The sequence below is a fragment of the Paenibacillus auburnensis genome (assembly GCF_927798115.1).
GTDB classification, from domain to species: Bacteria; Bacillota; Bacilli; order Paenibacillales; family Paenibacillaceae; genus Paenibacillus_AQ; species Paenibacillus_AQ auburnensis.
The window spans coordinates 354,543-375,227 of the sequence record NZ_CAKMMG010000002.1 but is presented as its reverse complement, the minus strand read 5'-3'; the positions used below and the strand labels follow the sequence as shown (position 1 = coordinate 375,227).

The following is a 20,685-nucleotide window of genomic DNA, read 5'->3' as shown; positions in this document are numbered from 1 at the left end:
GCGAGTAGAATCAGATCGATCGGAGGGGAACAGAGTGGAGCTGATACTGGATAATATAAGGAAGAGCTATAGCGATAAGCAAGTACTGAAAGGCATCGACTTTACTTTTGAAAAGGGTAAAATCTACGGCCTGCTGGGGCGTAACGGCGCAGGTAAAACCTCATTGTTCAACTGTCTGAGCGGAGAAACCCCGATGGACAGAGGAGGCGTATTTCTGCGGAGAGAGAATGTCAGCCTGCCGCTGCGCGAGGATGAAATCGGCTATGTCTTTTCCCTGCCCATTCTTCCAGAGTTTCTGACCGGCTATGAATTTGTGAAGTTCTATATGGATATCAACCGGGACAAGATAGAGCCGGGGAGAACCATCGGGGACTATTTTGATATCATCCGGTTTGAGGAGGAAGACCGCCACCGGCTGATCAAGGGCTATTCTCATGGTATGAAGAATAAAATTCAGATGCTCTGCTTCATTATCACCAGGCCGCCGCTGATTCTGCTGGATGAGCCTCTGACCTCGTTTGATGTCGTAGTGGCACTTGAGATTAAGAAGCTGCTGCGGGAAATGAAGCAGGACCATATTATTATCTTTTCCACCCATATTCTGCAGCTTGCCGCCGATCTGTGTGATGAGCTGGTTATTTTGAACCAAGGAGTGCTTCAGGAAATCCCCGCAGATACGCTGCACAGCCCGGAATTTGAGGAGCGGATCATCGCCCTGCTGAGGGACGGGGACGGCCATGATTAGTACGCTTAACAGTATTGTTGGGATCCGTGGGACCTCCGGCGCGAACCGGCTGATGTACTATTTTGGAAGAATACCTTTGCTCGGAAAGGTAATGGATGACAGCGTATATTCACGCCATGGGCTCAAAAAAACATTTACTGTAGTTGCGGTTATCCTGAACATTCTGTATGGCTTTCTGTCCAAGTTTGCTTATTTGGGACTGGTTGTGTTCTTGCCTGTTATGCTCGCCGGTAAAGAGCTTCCGCTGCCTCAGCAATACGATTTGTATCTCCACGTGGTGGTGGTGCTGAGCTTTGGGGTCAGTGCGGTTTCGAGTGCCGTTATTTTGGAGCCCAGGCGGGATAAATACATCTGTGTCAAACTGATGAGGCTGCCCGCCGATAAATACATGCATGCCATAATGACCCTTAGGGGGCTGACCTTTTTTATTTATTTTGTGCCGGCGATGATGGTCTTTGCGGGTGAGTATGGCGCGCCCCTCTGGCATGGTCTGCTGCTGTCCCTGCTGCTGACACTCTGGCGGACAGCCGCGGAAGCGCTGCATTTGTGGATTTTTGACCGCAAGGCAATCGTGCTGGTTAAACAGACGGCCCTGGTCTGGATTGTAATTGGAGCTGGCTATCTGCTTGCTTACGCGCCTCTCTACACAGGAAATGCCTTGCTGGATATGGACGCCATGTTATTTAATCTGCCGATGAGTCTGGCGCTGCTCTTATTAGGGACGATCTCGGCAGTTTATATTGCCAGATACCCGGGGTACCGGAACGCAGTCGATGCGGTGACCAAAATTGATGATCCGCTGCTTGATATGGGACGGATGATGAGAGAGGCAAACCAGAAACAAGTAGAGACCAAGGAGCAGGACTTCACGGCAGAGCAGCTTCGGCGTGATCAATTTGCGGGAAAGAACGGTTATGCTTACTTGAACGCGATCTTCTTTTCACGGCATCGGCGTTTTCTGGTGGAGCCTGTTAAACGGCGTTTGGTGATTATAGGGGCGCTTTTTGCCGCCGGGCTGCTGTTACAGTTCTCCACACCGGATTTGTTCGCGAAGCTGGCCCGTTATTTGATCGGTGGTTTGCCTGCATTTATTATCATTATGAATTTTTGTTCCATCGGGGAGAGGGTCTGTAAGGCGATGTTCTTCAACTGTGATCTTAGTTTGCTGCGTTACGGGTTTTACCGGGAGCGGTCGGCTATTCTCACTAATTTCCGCATTCGTCTGCTCCGCATCAGCGGGCTTAATCTGATTCCGGCTGTGGCCATCTGTCTGGCCTTGAATCTGCTGATTCTTTTGTCCGGAGAGACCTGGGGTGCGGCGGAAGCCCTTGCTGTCTGCGGAACGATTCTCGGGTTGTCATTGTTCTTCTCGGTGCATCATTTGTTTATGTACTATATCTTCCAGCCTTACAGTACAGAGCTGAATGTGAAGAATCCGTTCTTCAGCATCGTCAACAGCATTATCTTAGCGGCAGGGATCATTTGTATGCAGTTCCAGAGTACACCAGCGTATTTCGCCGTGACTGTACTACTGACAGCAGCAGCCTATATGGGGATTGCTCTTTTCCTGGTCTACAAATATTGCGGAAGAACCTTCCGTGTAAAATGACTGCTCTCCCGGCACTCTTCTAATAACCGATTCTTGATGTTATGATGGTAGCTCAAGTATAATCTACACATGCTGCTAGGATAGACAGGCTGCTCGAAGAAACAGGTATTCAGAAGTAAAAGAGGTGTCAGAATTGGGCAGCATAACAGTGGCCAAGGTTCTCAATAACAATGTAATTATTGCCCAGCACCCCCAATATGCCGAGGTCGTCGTGATTGGCAAGGGAATCGGGTTTAACCGTAAAAGCCGTGACAAGATCAATCTGTCCTCCGTGGAGAAGATGTTTATTCTCCGCAACCAGGAGGAACAGGAACAGTATAAGCAGCTGGTTCCCCAGGTAGACGAGAAGCTCATTGAGGTTGTGCAGGAAATCGTGCTGCATATTATTCAGAGCAGCAGTCAGCCGCTCAATGAACACATCCATATTGCACTTACAGATCATATTTCATTTGCCATTCGCCGTAATGAGCAGAATATCGCGATTCACAATCCTTTTCTGTATGAGACCAAAGAAATTTATCCGGAAGAATACAGGCTGGCGGAGTATGCGATAGAGAGGATTAACGAGATAATGGCGGTAACTTTGCCGGTGGATGAGATTGGTTTCGTTGCCCTGCATATTGTCAGTGCGCTCAGCAACCGGGATATCTCAGAGGTGAAGCAGCATTCGCTGCTGATCGGAGATTTAGTGAGCCTGGTGGAAGATAATTTGAATTACCGTGTTCCGCGTGATTCGCTGGATTATTCAAGGCTGGTCACCCATCTGCGTTTCGTGCTGGAAAGGCTGCGCCGCGGTGAAACAGTGCGGGAAACCTCCTCTCTGGACGGTCTGATGAAGCGTGAGTATCCGGAAATGTACATGCTTGCCTGGAAGCTGACCAAGGTCATTGAACAACGGGTCCGCATTCCGGTATATCCGGCAGAAGTAAGCTATCTGACGATTCATTTGCAGCGCCTGGCCCAGAAGAAAGAGGATGAGGCGGATATGGAGCAAGAGCGGTAAGCACTGATGCCACAAAGACTTTTTTTGGGGTTAATGTATAAAAATCATTTTATTCAAAATCATGCTTGCAACTTTAAATTATCGATGCTACAATGAACCCTGTTATCCATGAACAGAATACCAACGTGTAACTGATACGATCAGGCATGAGTGATTTACAGTATTTATGGTTGTAATCCCCTAAGTCGGGGTAATCTAACTTTAGTGTTAGAAGGCAACCTGTATGCTGTATTGCTCATGCCTTTTTTGGCGTTTTGTTTGGGAAGAAATTTGATTAAGGAAGTGACCTCAATGTTCAAAAAGTTGTTTGGCGTTTTGCAGAGAGTCGGTAAGGCTCTGATGCTTCCTGTAGCAATTCTGCCTGCGGCGGGTCTGCTGCTCGGAATCGGCAATATGCTGGTTAACCCTGACTTCCTTCAATATGTACCGGCATTGGAAAACGATGTGGTTCAAGCCATTGCTAATGTATTGATGAACTCAGGACAAATTGTCTTTAGTAACCTGTCACTCCTGTTTGCAGTCGGGGTAGCCATCGGGCTTGCCGGCGGTGAAGGGGTAGCCGGACTCGCAGCAATTATCGGTTTCCTGGTCATGAACGTGACGATGGGTACCGTGCTTGGAATCAATGAATGGGTGCTGAGCAAGCAGGACTTTGCTTATGCCAGCGTCCTGGGGATTCCAACCCTGCAGACCGGTGTGTTCGGCGGTATCCTCGTCGGGATACTGGCAGCGTCTATGTACAAGCGGTTCTTCCGCATTGAGCTGCCGTCGTACTTAGGCTTCTTTGCAGGAAAACGGTTTGTGCCGATTATGACGGCTGTAACCTCACTGATCCTCGGTCTTGCACTGACGATCATTTGGCCGCCAATCCAGCATGGCCTGAACTATGTGTCGCAGAGTATGATCAACACGAATCTGACGCTTTCGGCCTTCATTTTCGGGGTCATTGAGCGTTCCTTGATTCCTTTCGGTCTGCATCACATTTTCTACTCGCCATTCTGGTATGAATTCGGAAGCTACATTGATAAAGCCGGCAACTTGGTCCGCGGGGACCAGCGGATCTTCATGCAGCAGCTGCGTGACGGTGTAGAATTCACAGCGGGTACCTTCACAACTGGTAAATATCCGTTCATGATGTTCGGTCTGCCGGCAGCGGCACTGGCGATTTACCATGAAGCCAGACCCGAGCACAAAAAAGTTGTCGGAAGCTTGATGGTATCTGCAGCGCTCACTTCCTTCCTGACAGGGATTACGGAGCCGCTGGAATTCTCATTCCTGTTTGTTGCACCGCTGTTGTTTGCAGTACATGCGATTTTTGCCGGATTGTCCTTTATGACCATGCACATCCTGAATGTGAAGATCGGGATGACCTTCTCCGGCGGTTTCATCGACTATGTATTGTTCGGTATTATCCCGAACCGTACAGCTTGGTGGCTGGTTATTCCGGTAGGTCTGGTGATTGCTGTAATTTACTACTTCGGATTCCGCTTCGTTATCCGCAAGTTCAACCTCAAAACTCCGGGCCGTGAAGATCCTTCTGATGATGCGGACGAAACGGATGGAGCAACCGTCTCTACAAGCGGTGACGATCTGCCGCGCAATATTCTCTCTGCACTAGGCGGCAAAGAGAACATCACGCATCTGGATGCATGCATCACCCGTCTCCGGGTTGAGGTTAAGGATAAAGCGGGTGTCGATAAGAACCGTCTGAAGAAACTGGGCGCTTCTGGGGTGCTTGAAGTCGGAAACAACGTTCAGGCGATTTTCGGAACCCGTTCCGATACCATTAAATCGCAGATTCAGGATGTTATGAACGGCAGAACACCTTCTCCTGCCCCGGCTGCCCCGCAGCCTGAGCTTGAAAAAGCAGCAGGCGAACAAGGAACAGCGATCATTCCAGAGGACATTGTATCTCCGGTTAATGGCGAGCTGCTTGATATCACGCAGGTTCCTGACGCTGTCTTCTCGCAAAAAATGACAGGCGACGGCTTCGCCTTCCTGTCCAATGACGGCAAAATTGCTTCGCCGGTATACGGTAAAGTATTCAATGTATTCCCAAGCAAGCATGCGATCGGCATTATGTCCGACGGCGGCAAGGAAGTACTTGTACACATTGGCGTAAATACAGTGAAGCTGAAGGGTCAAGGATTTACGGTTCTTGTCGAAGAAGGCGACCTGGTGGCAGCCGGACAGCCGATTATGGAAGTGGATCTGGAGTATGTGAAAGCCAATGCGCCTTCCGTAATTTCACCGGTCATCTTCTCCAATCTGCCAGAAGGATCTACGGTTACCTTGAAAAAGCCGGGCAAGGTTGTTATCGGCGACAAGGATATCATCACGATTCAGTAAAATGTGCAATGGCGCAGCGCATCCATTATAATCTAGTGGAGGCGCTGCCCTCACTTATAAATATATGTGATTAATAACAATACCAAAATGAACAGAAAGCGAGTTGGATTATTATGCAAAAAACTTTCAAAATTATTGACGAAGATGGAATTCATGCACGTCCAGCAACTGCCCTGGTAAATACAGCTACTAAATTTAAAGGTACAGAAGCTTTTGCAGAAGCAAAAGGTAAAAAAGTAACTCTGAAATCCATTCTTGGTGTATTGTCCCTGGGTCTTGAAGCAGGTGACACCCTCAGCCTGATCACTGAAGGCAGCGAGGAAGCCGAAGCACTTAGCGCATTGCAAGATGTGATGATCAAAGAAGGGCTGGGAGAGATTCATGAGTAAAATTTCAGGAATCGCGGCTTCAGCAGGTATTGCAGTAGCCCGTGCATTTATCCTGGAACATCCGGATTATACGATTACGAAGTCTGCTGTAAGCGATGTGGAAACCGAACTGGCCAAACTGCAGGACGCCCTAGAGAAATCGAAGGGTGAGCTGCAGGCCATCAAGGAACGTACACTTGCTGAGCTTGGCGAGAAGAAAGCGGAGATTTTTGAATCTCACCTGCTGATTCTTGAAGACCCTGAGCTGATCAGCCCCGTAATGGATAAAATCCGTGAAGAAGCGGTTAATGCAGACTACGCTTTGAATGAAGTAGCTACGCAATTTGTAGAAATGTTTGAGAATATGAAAAGCGCGTACCTTCAGGAGCGCGCCGCCGACATGCGCGATGTAACCAAGCGTGTGCTGAACCATCTGCTCGGTATTCATTACGTGAGCCCTGCAGAGATCAATGAAGAAGTTATCGTTATTGCGCTGGATCTGACTCCATCGGATACAGCACAGCTGAACCGCAAATTCGTTAAAGGTTTCACAACGAATATCGGCGGCCGTACCTCTCACTCGGCGATTATGGCCCGTTCTTTGGAAATCCCGGCAGTTGTCGGCACCAAAAACGTTCTGTCCCTGGTTAAAGCTGGAGATCTGGTTATTGTCGACGGTTTGAGCGGCGATGTCTTGATTAACCCTAGCGATGCTGAAGTGGCAGAGTATAAAGCGAAGCAGGAAGCATACGATCTGCAGATTGCCGAGTGGAAGAAGCTCCGCGATGAAGCAACCGTATCTGCTGACGGCAAGCATGTAGAGCTGGCTGCCAATATCGGTACTCCTAATGATGTGACAGGTGTAATTGAGAACGGCGGCGAGGGCGTAGGCCTGTACCGTACGGAATTCCTTTACATGGGCCGCGATAAGCTTCCTTCTGAAGAAGTTCAATACAACGCTTACCGTACTGTACTCGAGAACATGAACGGCAAACCGGTTGTTGTGCGCACACTGGATATCGGCGGCGACAAGGAGCTGCCTTATCTGGAGCTTCCGAAGGAAATGAACCCGTTCCTCGGCTTCCGCGCTATCCGCCTGTGTCTGGACCGTCAGGATATTTTCCGCACCCAGCTGCGCGCTTTGCTGAGAGCAAGTGCCCACGGCGATCTGCGGATCATGTTCCCGATGATTGCCACACTGGGTGAATTCCGTGCAGCCCGCGATCTCCTTCTTGAGGAAAAAGCGAACCTGCGTGCAGAAGGCAAGGAAGTCTCCGACAATATCCAGCTGGGCATCATGGTAGAGATTCCTTCTACCGCTGTATTGGCTGACCAGTTCGCCAAGGAAGTTGATTTCTTCAGTATCGGAACAAATGACCTTATTCAATATACTATGGCTGCCGACCGTATGAATGAACAGGTATCGTACCTGTACCAGCCATACAACCCGGCGATCCTGCGTCTGGTCAAAATCGTGATCGACGCAGCGCATGCTGAAGGCAAATGGACCGGCATGTGCGGTGAAATGGCTGGTGACTCCACCGCCATTCCACTGCTGCTTGGACTGGGTCTTGATGAATTCAGCATGAGTGCTACTTCCATCCTGCCGGCACGCAGCCAGATTTCCAAGCTGTCCGCTGCGGACATGAAGGAAATGGCGGCTAAAGCGCTGCAGCTCGGCACTGCCGAGGAAGTTGCTGCACTTGTGCAGAGCAGCGTACAATAATTCGGTTCAAGAGCAAGATCCGTTTTGGCAAGTTCACTTTTCCAACTACTCTATGCCGGTCTCCTAACAGGAGGCCGGTTTTTTTATGACCGCTGAAATTAAGATATATACATCAATTTACAGTGGCTGTTTGACCAATAGCAGGTTATACTTTCTTAAGAATAGCAACTTTCCCTTTATTAGCTTAAGTGTGAACTCCCACTTACCGATATATGAAGTGTAGGATGCAGAATAGGCTGTTGGACCCAAACCTGTGAACATAGTGTTACATATACTATTTTGAGCCAAGTTATTTGGTTGAATCCGGAGTAAAGATACTCGATGCAACTCACTTGCAAAAAGGTGCAAGTATTATTTTTGAATGATGTGGAAATAGTTGGAATTAAGTTAGCAGATCCGTTTTCCGGCGTTTTTCACGGTGAACAGTGGGATGGTGATAATGTATGAGCAGCAATTATATAAATGCAGAGACCGAATTAGAAACTTATGCAGGCAATGACCTTGGATTGACCTATACCGCAGCATACAGCCAGTTCAAAGTATGGGTGCCGTCGGCCTTTACCGTATCGCTTGTGTTGTATGAAACCGGAGGGAACGGTAGTGCCAACGCATTCCTTAATAGCAGTGACAGCGGAAGAATCATTCCTATGCAGCGTGAGGCTGGCGGGGTTTGGCAGGCACGGATTTCCGGTAATCTGAAGGGCAAATATTATATGTACCGCGCCGTATTTGAAGATGGAACAATGCGCGAAGCCGCCGATCCTTATGCAACCGCTGTTTCTGCGAATGGCGTACGTTCAGCGATTGTAGATCTGCGGGATACCGACCCGGCGGCTTGGGATGGGGATAAGTCTCCGCAGCTGCAGCACCCTGCCGATGCTGTAATTTATGAGCTGCATGTGCGGGATTTCTCGGCCCATGAGAGCTCCGGCATGCTGAACAAAGGCAAATTTAAGGCGTTTACCGAAACCGGTCTGACGGATAAGGCCGGAAATGCGCTGGGTATAGACCATTTAGCTGAACTCGGAATTACTCATGTACATTTGCTGCCGGTATTTGATTTTCAGACGGTGGATGAACTGAAGGCTGACGGTGAAGCCTCCCGTGCGGAGTATCACACGGAGTATAACTGGGGTTATGACCCGCAGCATTATAACGTTCCGGAGGGCTCTTACAGCACGAATCCGAATGACCCGGGGACCCGAATCCGCGAGTTCAAGGAAATGGTGCAGGCGCTGCACAGCAAAGGGATCGCCGTGATTATGGATGTCGTGTATAACCATACCTATTCGGTGGAAAAAGGGCCATTTGAGCCGCTGATCCCTGATTATTTTTACCGACATGATTATTTAGGCAGATTGTCCAACGGTTCCGGCGTAGGCAATGAAATTGCCACGGAGCGGCCGATGGTCCGCAAATATATCAAGGATTCCCTGGCTTACTGGGCCTCTGAGTATCATATTGACGGGTTCCGCTTCGATCTGATGGGTCTGATGGACAGTGTAACGATCCGCGAGATCACCGAGGAATTACGGCTTAATATCAATCCGAACCTGCTGATTTACGGGGAACCCTGGACAGGCGGAGATTCGCCGCTGGCTACAAAGACCCTCAAAGGTGTGCAGCGCGGCAAAGGTTATGCTGTATTTAACGATAATTTCCGTTCGGCGATCAAAGGTGACAGTGACGGATGGGGCAAAGGATTCGTAACCGGTGAATACGGCAAGGAAGGTGCAGTGGCATCCGGAATAAAAGGCGCCATTCATGAATTCACCGACTCACCGGTGGAGACGGTCAATTATGTGACCGCTCATGATAATTTAAATCTCTGGGATAAGGTGCTTGCGTCACAGGGCTTACGGCAGGCGGCTAATCTGCCGGAGCTGGAGAACGGAGGGCTGAGAGGCGGGGGAGACGTTGAGGCGGCAGTCCATGCAGCTAATCCGTATTTCGGCATCGATCAGCACAATATTTTAGGCAATGAGACCGTCCGCCGCTCCTTGCTGGCCAATGGTCTGATTCTGACCTCGCAGGGGATTCCTTTTCTGCATGCCGGGGATGAAATTCTGCGCAGTAAATACGGTGATCATAACAGCTACCGCAGCCCAGATGCCATCAATGCCATACGCTGGGAGAATAAACAGACATTCATGCCTGTCTTCCAGTATTACAAGGGTCTGATTGAGCTGCGCCGCACGCACCCTGCCTTCCGCCTGCATGGACGCCAGGAAATCGAACGCTCGCTGGAATTCCTCCGCTGTGATAGCGGTGTAGTTGCTTATATGCTGAAGGATAATGCGGGCGGTGACGTGTGGAACAACATTATAGTTATATTTAATGCCAATCCGGAGCCGGTCACACAGAGTCTTCCTGACTCAACGGACTGCTGGAACGTAGTAGTTGACCATACCTACGCCGGAACTGAGGCGTTCCGCATCGTTACGGGTCATGAAGTGCAGCTTGAAGGGCTATCCATGATGGTGCTGTATGATGGATACGGAGAGCCCGCACCAAGGGCCAAGATCATTGAGGTACATTATGACCGTCCGGACGGCGATTACAGGGGCTGGAATCTATGGGTCTGGGGTACAGGTATCCAGGATGGCCAATGTGATTTCCGGCAAATGGAGAATGGACGCGCAGTAGCAAGGATTGAGGTGGTTCCGGGCACGGAATCAGTCGGCTATATTTTGCGGCTTAATGATTGGGAAGAGAAGGAAGCAGGCGGTGACCGGTTCATTGATTGCTCCGGAAGTGAAGAACTGATTAAGGTTCTGGTGAAGGACCGGCAGCAGATGGATGGCGGCGATACGGATGGGCCGCTGCAGCTGACCAGTTAAAATCGATATTGAAGTTGAAGATACAAAAGCAAGAGGCTGTGCTCTCCCTTAAAAGGTGGCACAGCCTCTTTGCATATATGAGATTGGGTATTCCTTGTATTTATTTGGATTGATCCGAAAATTCCTCATCCACCTGTTCATTATACATGTTGGCCTCGTTACCGCCGTGATTCTTGGAGCGGTACATCGCAAGATCCGCAGCCCGCAGCAGTTCATTGATGCTGCTTCCATGCTGGGGATAAAGGGCTACTCCGATGCTGGCCGAGGTGTGGAAGCTGGACCCTTTGCTGACGGACCAGGTTTTATTAAACAACTGCAGCAGCCGTTCTAGTATCTCATTCAGCGTCTCCGTACTTGTGAACCGGTGAAGCACCACTGCAAATTCGTCGCCGCCTATACGGAAGGCCTGACCGGAGCCCTTAACGGTCTGCTGTAGTTCACGGGAGAGCAGCTGCAGGAATTCATCACCGGCCAAGTGGCCAAGGGTGTCATTCAGCTGCTTGAACCGGTCGCAATCGAGCAGCGCCAGTGCAATATCCTGTCTGCGTTCCTCCGGCTGGTTAATGAGATTCTCCATGTACATTTTAAAGTGAGCCCGGTTCGGAATAGCTGTTAGATGGTCATAGAAGGCCAGCTTGTGCAGCCGTTCTTCATATTGCTTACGCTGTGTAATCTCTCGGGAAATGAGCATGAACTGGGCCGGAAAAACCTTGTTACCGCTGATAGGTGAGACTTTGGTCTCCAGCCATACCCAGTTTCCTGCAGAGGATCGCATACGCAGCTCTGAAATACGTGATGTCCCCTGTACGGCGCTCTTCAGCTTCGCCCAGGTAATCTCCGCTTCGCGGATATAGTTGGAGAGCGGTGCACCCTTCTCCGGAATATAGCCAAGCACACTTGCATGAGAAGGTGAAGCATACAGGATCAGACCGTTGGGATCGGTCAAAATAATGAAGTCCGACATGGTCTCCCCGATGATCTGGTAGAGCGATTTCTCCTCCAGCATTTCCTTCTGCATCGAGATCAGCCTACGGCTGAGATAAATGATGACCATGATTAGCAGGAACAATAATAGCGAGTATACGGCGAATAGAGTGCTCTTCTTCTCGCTAAATTCCACGGTGATCTGCTGGGCATAATTGTCGATCAGATTCTCCGCCTGGTCCAGATTACTGCGCGTTTCATTCAGCCGGGTATTGATAAGCTCTGCTGAGAATGCCTTCGGGTCCCAATCGCCTTGCACCCGCCGGGAAATAAGTTCCCTCCCGGTTTCTTTCCACAGTTTGAAGGAGCTCTCGAAGTTTACCAGCTTATCGTTTAATTCACTGAGCAGCAGCTCACTCTGCTTCATTCCCTTGTGAGGATTCTGCAAAGCGTTGATATTGTAGCTGGCCATGTTAAGACGCTGCTTGATTTGTGTGTTATTGTCTTCAAAATCTTGCGCGAACAGACTAAGCTGCTCACCCGAAACATCCGGATTCATTGCTCCATGGAGTGCGACTGCCCCCTGATAAAGATCCCGGTCAGCATTCAGAATCAGCTCCGAGTTCTGATAAACATCGCTGTATAAAGAATCTGAGAGTCTATTAATTGTTGAATTCAGATACAGTAAGGAGGCGATGCTGATTACTACCAGAAGAATTGAGATAGCAGCAAAGACAAGAATTAATCTGCGTGTGCTTTTAATATCGGATAAACCTGCCACTGTCATCCTCTCCCCGCATCAAACTTTGAGAAACGTCATTGCTGTGTGCAAGAAACATGCGGTACGGATCCACTGCGGAGCTTGGCCCTTCAGGGCTAGAGGAGGGGTCATTCAAAAGTTACAGGAAAGCAAAGCTTCCGTTACAATTTACGATTCTGCCCATCTGTCTAGGATTTCCCGCTTGTACTGCTAGGGTGGAATTGTTATCTATGTCTTTGAACAGCCACGTCAACGTTCGAAGGCCGGGATGCGGCAGTTTCCGGATATTCCGGGTCAGCAAACGCGGCAGAAGGAGGATGTAGACATATCTTACAACATACCTGAAAATTATGTATAAAACCCTGCAAATTATTTATATTCCAGCCCTTAAGTCCTATTACCCAACTTTTCTGTGAACGATACCCCAGACGGCATATAAAAAAATCCGCAACTCTCCAGATTGGAGATTTGCGGATTTCCATTACAATAATCGGATTCGTTATTCGTTGCGGAGCGCGTAAATGGGGCGCATTCTAGCCGCTTTGTTCGCAGGAATCATCCCGAAGACTACACCGATGATCAAAGAGAACGAAAAGGAAATCAGGACCATATTCCAGGATGTCGCCACATTCATAGTGGTGTAATTTCCGACGGCCCAGCTGGCTCCGAGGCCTAAGCCAACACCGATTAGACCGCCTACACCGCTTAGAACGACAGACTCGATCATGAACTGCATCAGAATGTTCTTTTTCTTAGCCCCGATCGCTTTGCGGATCCCGATTTCTCTTGTCCGTTCATTCACGGAGACAATCATAATGTTCATGATGCCTATGCCGCCGACAAACAGGGAAATACCGGCGATTCCACCGAGTGCCAGTGAAAGCGTATTGCTGGTCTCATTCACCGTCTCAAGCATTTCCTGGGAATCAAATACAGAATACGAATTTTCTGCACCGCTGAACTTGGCATCCAGGGCCGACTCCAGCTTCGTTTTGACATCCTCAACATTGTCATTGGAGGTCGTAGTGATCGTAATGGAGCGGACCCCTTTACTCTGCAGGAAACGTTCAGCAGTAGAGATCGGAATCAGAATTTTCTCATCACTGGAGCCGCCGCTGGTGCTGCCTTTGCTCTCCAGCAATCCAACAATTTTGAAGCTGGTTCCGTTAAGCTGGACTTTTTCACCGACAGGACTATCTGTACCAAACAGATCCTCAGCGGTGTCCGTACCAATCAGGGCAACCTTCTGACGGTACTCTGTATCAATATCCAGCAGGAAACGTCCGGACTGTACATGGAAATCCTGAACATCCTCATACGCGGGAATGATTCCTTCAACGGATACAGATACATTTTCTGTCCCATGCTTGGCAGTAACATTGCCGCTGATTACAGGAGAGACGTTCTCAACTCCTTCGATATCTCCAAGTGCCAACGCTTCTTCAAACGTCAGAGAGGTCGTCGCTCCGCGCCCCATAATGTTAACGGTCAATTGGTTGGTACCCAATGAACTTAATGATTCCGTAATTTGTGAAGTGGTTCCTTGGCCCACAGACACAAGTGCAATGACAGAAGAAACACCGATAATGATCCCGAGCATGGTCAGGAAAGCTCTGATTTTACTGCTGAGTATGCTCTTAAAGGCCATTTTCATGCTTTGATATAGCATCATTATCTGGCAATCCTCCGATCCTCGACGAGACTTCCATCCTGAATGCGGATAATCCGTTTTGCTTGTTCAGCAATTTCAAGATCATGCGTGATCAGAATAATGGTATGTCCCTGTTCGTTCAGTTCCTTGATCATCTGCAGGACTTCTTTCCCGGTTTTGGAGTCAAGGGCGCCGGTAGGTTCATCGGCCAGCAGGATCGGAGGTGTGCCGGCCAGGGCCCGGGCGATGGCTACGCGCTGTTGCTGGCCCCCCGACAGCTCCGCCGGACGGTGATCTATTCTTTCTTCAAGGCCGACCCTGATCAGTGCATTGCGGGCAATTTCTCTGCGTTCCCGGTGGGAAACCCCCCGGTAGATCAGGGGGAGCTCCACATTCTCTACCGCAGAAAGCTTTGGCAGCAGATTGAAGTTCTGAAAGATGAATCCGATTTTTTCATTGCGGATTTGTGCCAGCTTGTTATCAGACAATTTCCGGATTTCCTGACCGTCCAGGTAATAGTCCCCTTCATTAGCTACATCAAGACATCCTAGCATGTTCATCAATGTGGATTTACCGGAGCCGGAGGGACCGATAATGGCTACGAACTCCCCATGCTCAATCGTAAAGCTAAGGCCTTTGAGAATGGTCATTGTCTCTCCGGCCATTACATAGCTGTGAATCATATTCTCAACTTGTATCAGCGGCTGAGGCTTGCTGCTCATTGGCGCCCACCGCCAGTGCCGCCACCGGAAGGCGGTCCGCCGGTAAAGCCGCCGCCAGTGCTGAATCCGCCGGTGCCGAATCCGCCCATACCGCCCATTTGGTTCATCTGGGTCTGAGTGGAAGAGGAGGAGCCTGTGCTGATCACAGTCGGAATGATAACTTCATCACCTTCGGAAAGTCCGCTGACAATTTCGATATTGCTCTCATCATGAATACCGACAGTGACTTCTACTCTTTTCTGCCCGGATGCCGTGCTGGTGCCGCTTCGACCCCCTCCCGGGAACCCGCCGCCAGGCGCACCACTCGGAAAGGCGCCGCCTCTGGCCTGGCCGCTGCGGCCTTGCCAGCCGCCGGTAGAACCGTCACCCGTAGTCTGTCCGGCTGCAGACTCGCCGCTAGGGGCTTTACTGTCCGGAGCCTGCCCGCCTGCAGGAGCTTGTACTGCTGCGCTATCTGTGCCATTTGCACTGGTGTCTTCTGCTGTTGAAGGTACGTTAACGTAGTGTTTTCCATTGATTTCAGAAACAGCTTCAATAGGTACGGTCAACACATCGTTTTTCTTTTCAATCGTGATGGCCACCTCTGCTGACATTCCGACCAGTACGCCTGTCGAATCATTCAGACCTACAGTAACATCAAAGAGGGAGACCCCGTTGGAGGAAGTTCCTTCTTTGGCGATATCGATAACCTTACCCACAAATTCCTGATCTTCAAGGGCGTCCAGCGTAATTGCAGCTGTCTGCCCAAGCTTGATATTCGGGATATCCAGCTCATCTACTTGAACAGTTACGCTCAGATTCACATAATCGGTCATTGTAAACAACTCTGAGCCGTTTTGCGCCTGTTCGCCGTCAGTGATATTTACGGCTGTAATTGTACCGTCGATCGGGGCAGTTAACGGATCAGGAGGAAGCATATCCTCTTCAATCGTAGCAATGGAATCCTGCTGGTCGGCTATATCGCTTTCCGCTTTTTCAATCGCTGTTTTTGCCGATGCCAGCTCATCTTCTGTAGCATTGTTCATAGCCAGGGTTTTGTAATTCTCCTGTTTATCTTCCAGGGTGGTCTTCAAAGAGGCCAGTGTTTTCTCGGCTTCTTTCATCTTGTCGCTTAAATCGTTCGGCACAAAGGTAATCAGCACATCGCCTTTTTTGACGACATCGCCTTTGGCGACCATAACCTGATCGACTTCTCCGGCCTCTTTGGTACGGATACTTTCAGAATGAATAGCTGAGACGGAGCCTGAGCCCGAAACACTGTTTAGAATATTGCCCTTTGCAACAACCGCTGTGTTCAGCGGGGCCGCACTAGCCTCCTTGCTGCTGTCCGGCCACAGCACATAAGTCAAGATGCCTGCAACTGCCAAGACAACGATACTTGAAGCGATAATTACTGTTTTCTTCTTTTTCATTCCGATCCTCCATCTTGCTCAATATAAAAACCTGATATAATCTCACAAATTTAAGATGCGCTGTCTGTTGCAGTATCGCTGCTGTCTGTTTCTGTATCAGTATCTTTGTCATTTGTTGAGGCGGCCGGCTTAGTGACGGTAATATAATAGGTCTGACTGCCCAGCTCAATCCGCTGGCCCTGGAATTCATCGTAGAGCGTCAGGCTGTAACTTCCGCCACCCAGGGTTTGGAACAGGGAGCTTGCGATCGTCGTTGAGTACTGGCCGTTACTTCCGACAACCAGGTCGCTGCCGAGCGCCAGTGTTTTTTCATAGAATTGGCCAAAAGGATCAACGAAGCGCAGAACCAGCTTATGGCCGTAAGTGCCGGTCTGATAAGTAGAATCCTGAGACAGGCTATAATTGAATGAGAGTGTAAGATTGCTGCTGCCTGCGACCATGCTGCCCGCTGAGCTGTTAACCGCCAGGAAGTAAGGGAACATGGAAACCCCGCTTGCCAGATTGGTCTGAGCGGTTACCGTCTTGACATTCAAGGACAGGGCATTCGTATTCACATATCCGGTTGCTACCGTTCCGGCCGTAGTCAGCTTGCCGCCTGACACTCCCTGTCCGATGTACAGCTGAAGAGCGGAGGTATCCACCGTGGATGGAATATTCGCCCAGAAGGTGACCAGTGTTTTGCCCGATGCGCCCGTCGGCAGTTCCGACTGGTTGACGGTGGCTTCAAATGACTGTCCATCCGCGGTTCTGAAAGTTGCATACAGCCTGGTCAGATTCGTCTGGCGGGTTTCTGTACTGTTCATTTCCACTTCACTGTATACGGTCTTGGAGCTGCTGCCGGTATACACGGTGGTTAGACGTTCCTGGATGCTTGCTTTTTTGCCGGTTGTCGTGATATTGATGGCTGAGCCTGCCGCAAGCGGGGGAAGGCTCGTTACAGCTCCGTCAGTTGTACTTAAGGAAAAGAATTGTCCGGATGGTTCCTGCAAAATAATTTTCGTCTGGCTGTAATCAAGGGTGTACGGTACATGGGCCAGCACAGTGACCTGTGCACTTTCCCCCGGAGCAAGGATGGAGACGTCGTTGTCGACCACGGCTTGTGAAGAGGAGGTAAGGTCGTTCAGATCTGCCTTCAAAATACCGGTCAGCTTAGGCAGGGTGACTGTTTTGGAGGTGCTGTTTCGGATGCTGAGTTTAGCCTGAACCAAATCTTCATCGCCCCAGGGCAGACGCTGCAGAGACTGCAGGGAGACGGCGAAAGTGCCGTAATTATTGGTTACGCTGCTCTCCGAAGCCACATGGATATTGCCCTCCAGCTTGTAAGGGATTTTGAAATAGGCTACCGGGAGAACGATTGTGCTGGAATCTTCACTGCCGGTTGGAGGAATGACCTGAAGCTGCAAGTTATCCTGCGCCAGCTCAAGCGGTATGCTGGTGCTGAGTTCAATCAGCTTCTCTTCCAGCGGCTTCAGCGTAAGACTGTTAAAGGCTGTTGTAGTAATCGGGAAGGTATAACCCTCGGCAGATTTGACTGAAAGCTCGTAGGCTGGCAAAGTCACCGCCTTACTGCCCGTGTTTTTTACCCGGAACTGGTAAGTCCAGATTCCATTCTCATTCTCGGCATAGACGGCAGAAGATTTCAGCTGCATGTCAACCATATTGCTGTCGATGGAGACCTTCTTGATGGCACCGGCAGCAACTGTGAAGTCAGCCGTAACTGCTGCAGGCAGCGCATAGGAAACGACCGGAAGATTGAGCTTGAGGCCTTCGTCCAGCTTGGCAATCTGCAAGGTCATCTTGGTAACGTTTATATAGGCAGGGATTTCCGTAATGAAATACAGCGTCTTTTTCTCCTGCGGCTGAATCTTATATTCCGAGCTGCTCTCATCCAGTGTCAGTGTAAATACCGAGCCTCCGGAAGATTTGAGATACATGCTGTAGCCCGGATCAGTTAGCACCTTGGTACCCAGATTCGTCAGGCTGAGTCCTACTTTGGCATAAACCTTGCCGTTATATTTGTAAATTTGCAGCGAACTGGCCTGGCTTGTCACGGGAACGCTGTTCAGTTCGATCTTTTTGCTCTCAGCCTGAAGCGCAGACAGTGAATAATTAGCCGGAACGGTGAAGGTCCCGATGCGCTGTTCATAGTTGGCGCTGCTAAAATTCCAGCCGAACATGCTGATTTTGAGCCCTTTTACCGTAGCGGCTTTTCCGATATTAGCGTAGTATGTAATACTTTTTGTTTCTTTGCCGGCGATTTTTTTGACCGCGCTGTCTGCGGAAACGGGAGTCCCCTTGATTACGCTCCCTCCGGATGTCACCACTTTGGAGAAATAATCGACCAGATTGGCACTGGTGCTTGAGGTATTGGTGTAAGTAAGGGTATAGGTTAGAATGTTTCCGCTGTCCTGGGCGAATACCCCGATATCGCTGAGCTTCACGCTGAGTGATGCCCCGAGATTCATGGAGCTGAGCTTGGCAAGTGTTGAGATTTCCGTAGCGGCTGCGGCATTGGCAGCAGTTCCCCCCGCTGCAGCCGCATAGGCCGCAGTTCCGGCATATCCCGGGATCTGACTTACGGCAAATGTGCTGAGAAGTAACAGAACATAAGCCTTACTTCGTTTGTGCATGAATTTCCCTCCCTGTTTAAAAACCTCTGATATCCATAATCCATCCGGAAAATAAGATAGCCAGGCCTTCCTAATAAGGAAAAATATCAAGCGCCGCTGAACGTTAGCTGAAAAAAATTCCATAAAACCAGGCTGAAACTTAAAGGGAGATTAAAAACAGATAAAATTAGCCTAAAATCGGATCCGCTTGTCAAACTGGCGTTTTCTGCGTATAATGTGAAGACATATCTTCTGAAACTAATGATGTAAGATATTGAGTTCTCATGATCCGAAATGCAGTGATGGAGACGAGTACGCAGTGCCTGGCTTACAGGGAGGAGACGCCGGAGATTGAGAGCGTTTCTAAGAGAGCAGAGCTGCCGAAGTTCACTCCGGAGCAGTTCCCTGAATGTTTTGCTTAAGTAGGGGAAACCGGCCGCAGACCGTTATTTCTGTTAAAGTGAGATAGTCTTTACCGTACCGAAAGAGGGAATACCACTCTTAAGGGATCCGGTACAGCCTGTCTAACAAGGGTGGTACCACGGTCTTTTCGTCCCTTACCGGGAGGAAAGGCCTTTTTTTGTTGTACACTACGAAGATTGAAGGGGGCAGTGCATGCCATGAAAGAAAAGCTGGAAGCATTGAAGGTCGAGGCCTTGGCTAAGCTGCAGGAGGTTACCGATCCGCAGGTTCTGAATGATTTACGCGTGAAATACCTGGGCAAAAAGGGCGAGCTGACTGAGGTTCTGCGTGGAATGGGAGGTCTCAGTGCAGAGGAGCGTCCGGTGATCGGCCAGGTAGCGAATCTGGTGCGCAGCGCGATTGAAGAGATTATCAGCACGAAGCAGGAGGCATTCCAGCAGCAGGAGACGCTGGGCCGCCTGCAGGCGGAGAAAGTAGATGTTACGCTGCCGGGACGCAGTTTGCCTCAGGGCGGAATTCATCCCCTAAACCGGGTTGTCCAGGAGATCGAGGATATCTTCATCGGTATGGGCTACAAGGTCGCTGAGGGACCTGAGGTAGAGACAGATTATTATAACTTTGAAGCACTCAATCTGCCGAAGGACCATCCGGCGCGCGACATGCAGGATTCCTTCTACTTAACAGATGATCTGCTAATGCGCACCCAAACCTCCCCGGTGCAGGTCCGTACGATGCAGGCAATGAACGGAGAAGTTCCGGTCAAAATCATCTGTCCGGGCAAAGTGTACCGCCGCGATGATGACGATGCGACCCACTCCTTCCAGTTCCATCAGATCGAAGGCCTGGTCATCGGCAGCAATATCCGCATGAGTGACCTCAAAGGCACGCTGAACCAGTTCGTCAAAGAAATGTTCGGACCAAGCACGGGCATCCGTCTTCGTCCCAGCTTCTTCCCGTTCACAGAGCCAAGCGTTGAGGTGGATGTCAGCTGCTTCAAATGTGGCGGCGACGGCTGCCGTCTGTGCAAGCAGAGCGGCTGGCTGGAAATTCTCGGCGCAGGCATGGTGCATCCGAATGTACTGAGAATGGGCGGCTATGATCCGGAGAAATACAGCGGCTTTGCCTTTGGTATGGGCGTGGAGCGGATCGCGATGCTGAAGTACGGAATCGATGATATCCGTTATTTCTACACCAACGATATGGGCTTTGTGAAGCAGTTCAAGGGGATTTAGATTTTTGGCGGGTTAGTGGGCTGGTGGATGAAGGAGCGGCGGTTGTGGATGTTCTGTACCTGTTTTATTACCTGTTAAAAGGACCGGAGGGGAATTTTGGAACTGGAGGAGCGGTAGCGTCCGCCTTTGTCTTCGGATTTCTACCGCTTATAGCGGTTAAAATCAAGAAATCTGAAGACAACAGCGGCCGGAAGTCCAAAGATTCTCTGCAGGGACACTATGAACAGGGCTTTAAAAATGGGGATCAGAAGATCCATTCGCAGTCTTTTACATGCAGCATGCGAAACCGACAGGTAGATAAATACATCTGAA

14 protein-coding genes and 1 other annotated feature are annotated in these 20,685 nt (G+C 49.8%); of the genes, 9 read left to right on the top strand and 5 right to left on the bottom strand.

Annotated features, from left to right (window positions below):
- Positions 1-34 precede the first annotated feature (34 nt).
- The 7 genes from L6H70_RS13520 (at position 35) to pulA (ending at position 10,640) form a co-directional block, all read left to right on the top strand.
- Positions 35-745: an ABC transporter ATP-binding protein gene (locus tag L6H70_RS13520; protein ID WP_236333844.1), complete on the top strand. Its 711-nt coding sequence runs from the start codon at positions 35-37 to the stop codon at positions 743-745.
- On the top strand, positions 738-2,354 hold the full coding sequence (locus L6H70_RS13515; protein WP_236333842.1) for a hypothetical protein: 1,617 nt from the start codon (positions 738-740) through the stop codon (positions 2,352-2,354). The genes L6H70_RS13520 and L6H70_RS13515 overlap by 8 nt, the downstream gene beginning before the upstream one ends.
- 133 nt (positions 2,355-2,487) lie before the next feature.
- Complete coding sequence (glcT, locus tag L6H70_RS13510) at positions 2,488-3,357, top strand: glucose PTS transporter transcription antiterminator GlcT (protein ID WP_236333840.1); 870 nt, start codon at positions 2,488-2,490, stop codon at positions 3,355-3,357.
- 291 nt (positions 3,358-3,648) lie between these two features.
- Positions 3,649-5,706: a glucose-specific PTS transporter subunit IIBC gene (gene ptsG, locus L6H70_RS13505; protein ID WP_236333838.1), complete on the top strand. Its 2,058-nt coding sequence runs from the start codon at positions 3,649-3,651 to the stop codon at positions 5,704-5,706.
- A 113-nt stretch (positions 5,707-5,819) separates the two neighbouring features.
- Positions 5,820-6,095 (top strand): HPr family phosphocarrier protein, encoded by a 276-nt coding sequence (locus tag L6H70_RS13500; protein WP_054939643.1) that lies wholly within the window; start codon positions 5,820-5,822, stop codon positions 6,093-6,095.
- Complete coding sequence (ptsP, locus tag L6H70_RS13495) at positions 6,088-7,800, top strand: phosphoenolpyruvate--protein phosphotransferase (RefSeq protein ID WP_236333836.1); 1,713 nt, start codon at positions 6,088-6,090, stop codon at positions 7,798-7,800. The genes L6H70_RS13500 and ptsP overlap by 8 nt, the downstream gene beginning before the upstream one ends.
- Positions 7,801-8,243: 443 nt before the next feature.
- Positions 8,244-10,640, top strand: coding sequence for a type I pullulanase (gene pulA, locus L6H70_RS13490; RefSeq protein ID WP_236333833.1), 2,397 nt, complete (start codon positions 8,244-8,246; stop codon positions 10,638-10,640).
- A gap of 100 nt (positions 10,641-10,740) precedes the next feature.
- Here the strand turns inward: pulA and L6H70_RS13485 are convergent, their stop codons facing one another.
- The 5 genes from L6H70_RS13485 to L6H70_RS13465 form a co-directional block, all read right to left on the bottom strand.
- Positions 10,741-12,345, bottom strand: coding sequence for a sensor domain-containing diguanylate cyclase (locus tag L6H70_RS13485; RefSeq protein WP_236333831.1), 1,605 nt, complete (start codon positions 12,343-12,345; stop codon positions 10,741-10,743).
- Positions 12,346-12,823: 478 nt separating this feature from the next.
- Positions 12,824-13,996, bottom strand: a complete 1,173-nt coding sequence (locus tag L6H70_RS13480) for an ABC transporter permease (protein WP_236333829.1) — start codon at positions 13,994-13,996, stop codon at positions 12,824-12,826.
- Entirely contained in the window at positions 13,996-14,697 is a 702-nt protein-coding gene (locus L6H70_RS13475) for an ABC transporter ATP-binding protein (protein WP_279306755.1), read from the bottom strand. The genes L6H70_RS13480 and L6H70_RS13475 overlap by 1 nt, the downstream gene beginning before the upstream one ends.
- The gene (locus tag L6H70_RS13470) at positions 14,694-16,109 is read right to left on the bottom strand and encodes an efflux RND transporter periplasmic adaptor subunit (RefSeq protein WP_236333827.1); all 1,416 of its coding nucleotides are present in this window, start codon (positions 16,107-16,109) and stop codon (positions 14,694-14,696) included. Before L6H70_RS13470 ends, L6H70_RS13475 begins: the two co-directional genes overlap by 4 nt.
- 50 nt (positions 16,110-16,159) lie before the next feature.
- Complete coding sequence (locus tag L6H70_RS13465) at positions 16,160-18,739, bottom strand: hypothetical protein (protein ID WP_236333825.1); 2,580 nt, start codon at positions 18,737-18,739, stop codon at positions 16,160-16,162.
- A 269-nt stretch (positions 18,740-19,008) separates the two neighbouring features.
- Positions 19,009-19,279 (top strand) — a binding site (T-box leader).
- A gap of 59 nt (positions 19,280-19,338) precedes the next feature.
- Between L6H70_RS13465 and pheS the strand changes: the two genes are divergently transcribed.
- Positions 19,339-20,373 carry a phenylalanine--tRNA ligase subunit alpha gene (pheS, locus tag L6H70_RS13460; RefSeq protein ID WP_206103924.1) on the top strand — a complete coding sequence of 345 codons (1,035 nt, stop codon included), beginning with the start codon at positions 19,339-19,341 and terminating at the stop codon, positions 20,371-20,373.
- A 44-nt stretch (positions 20,374-20,417) separates the two neighbouring features.
- On the top strand, positions 20,418-20,684 hold the full coding sequence (locus L6H70_RS13455; protein ID WP_236333823.1) for a hypothetical protein: 267 nt from the start codon (positions 20,418-20,420) through the stop codon (positions 20,682-20,684).
- Position 20,685: the final 1 nt, after the last annotated feature.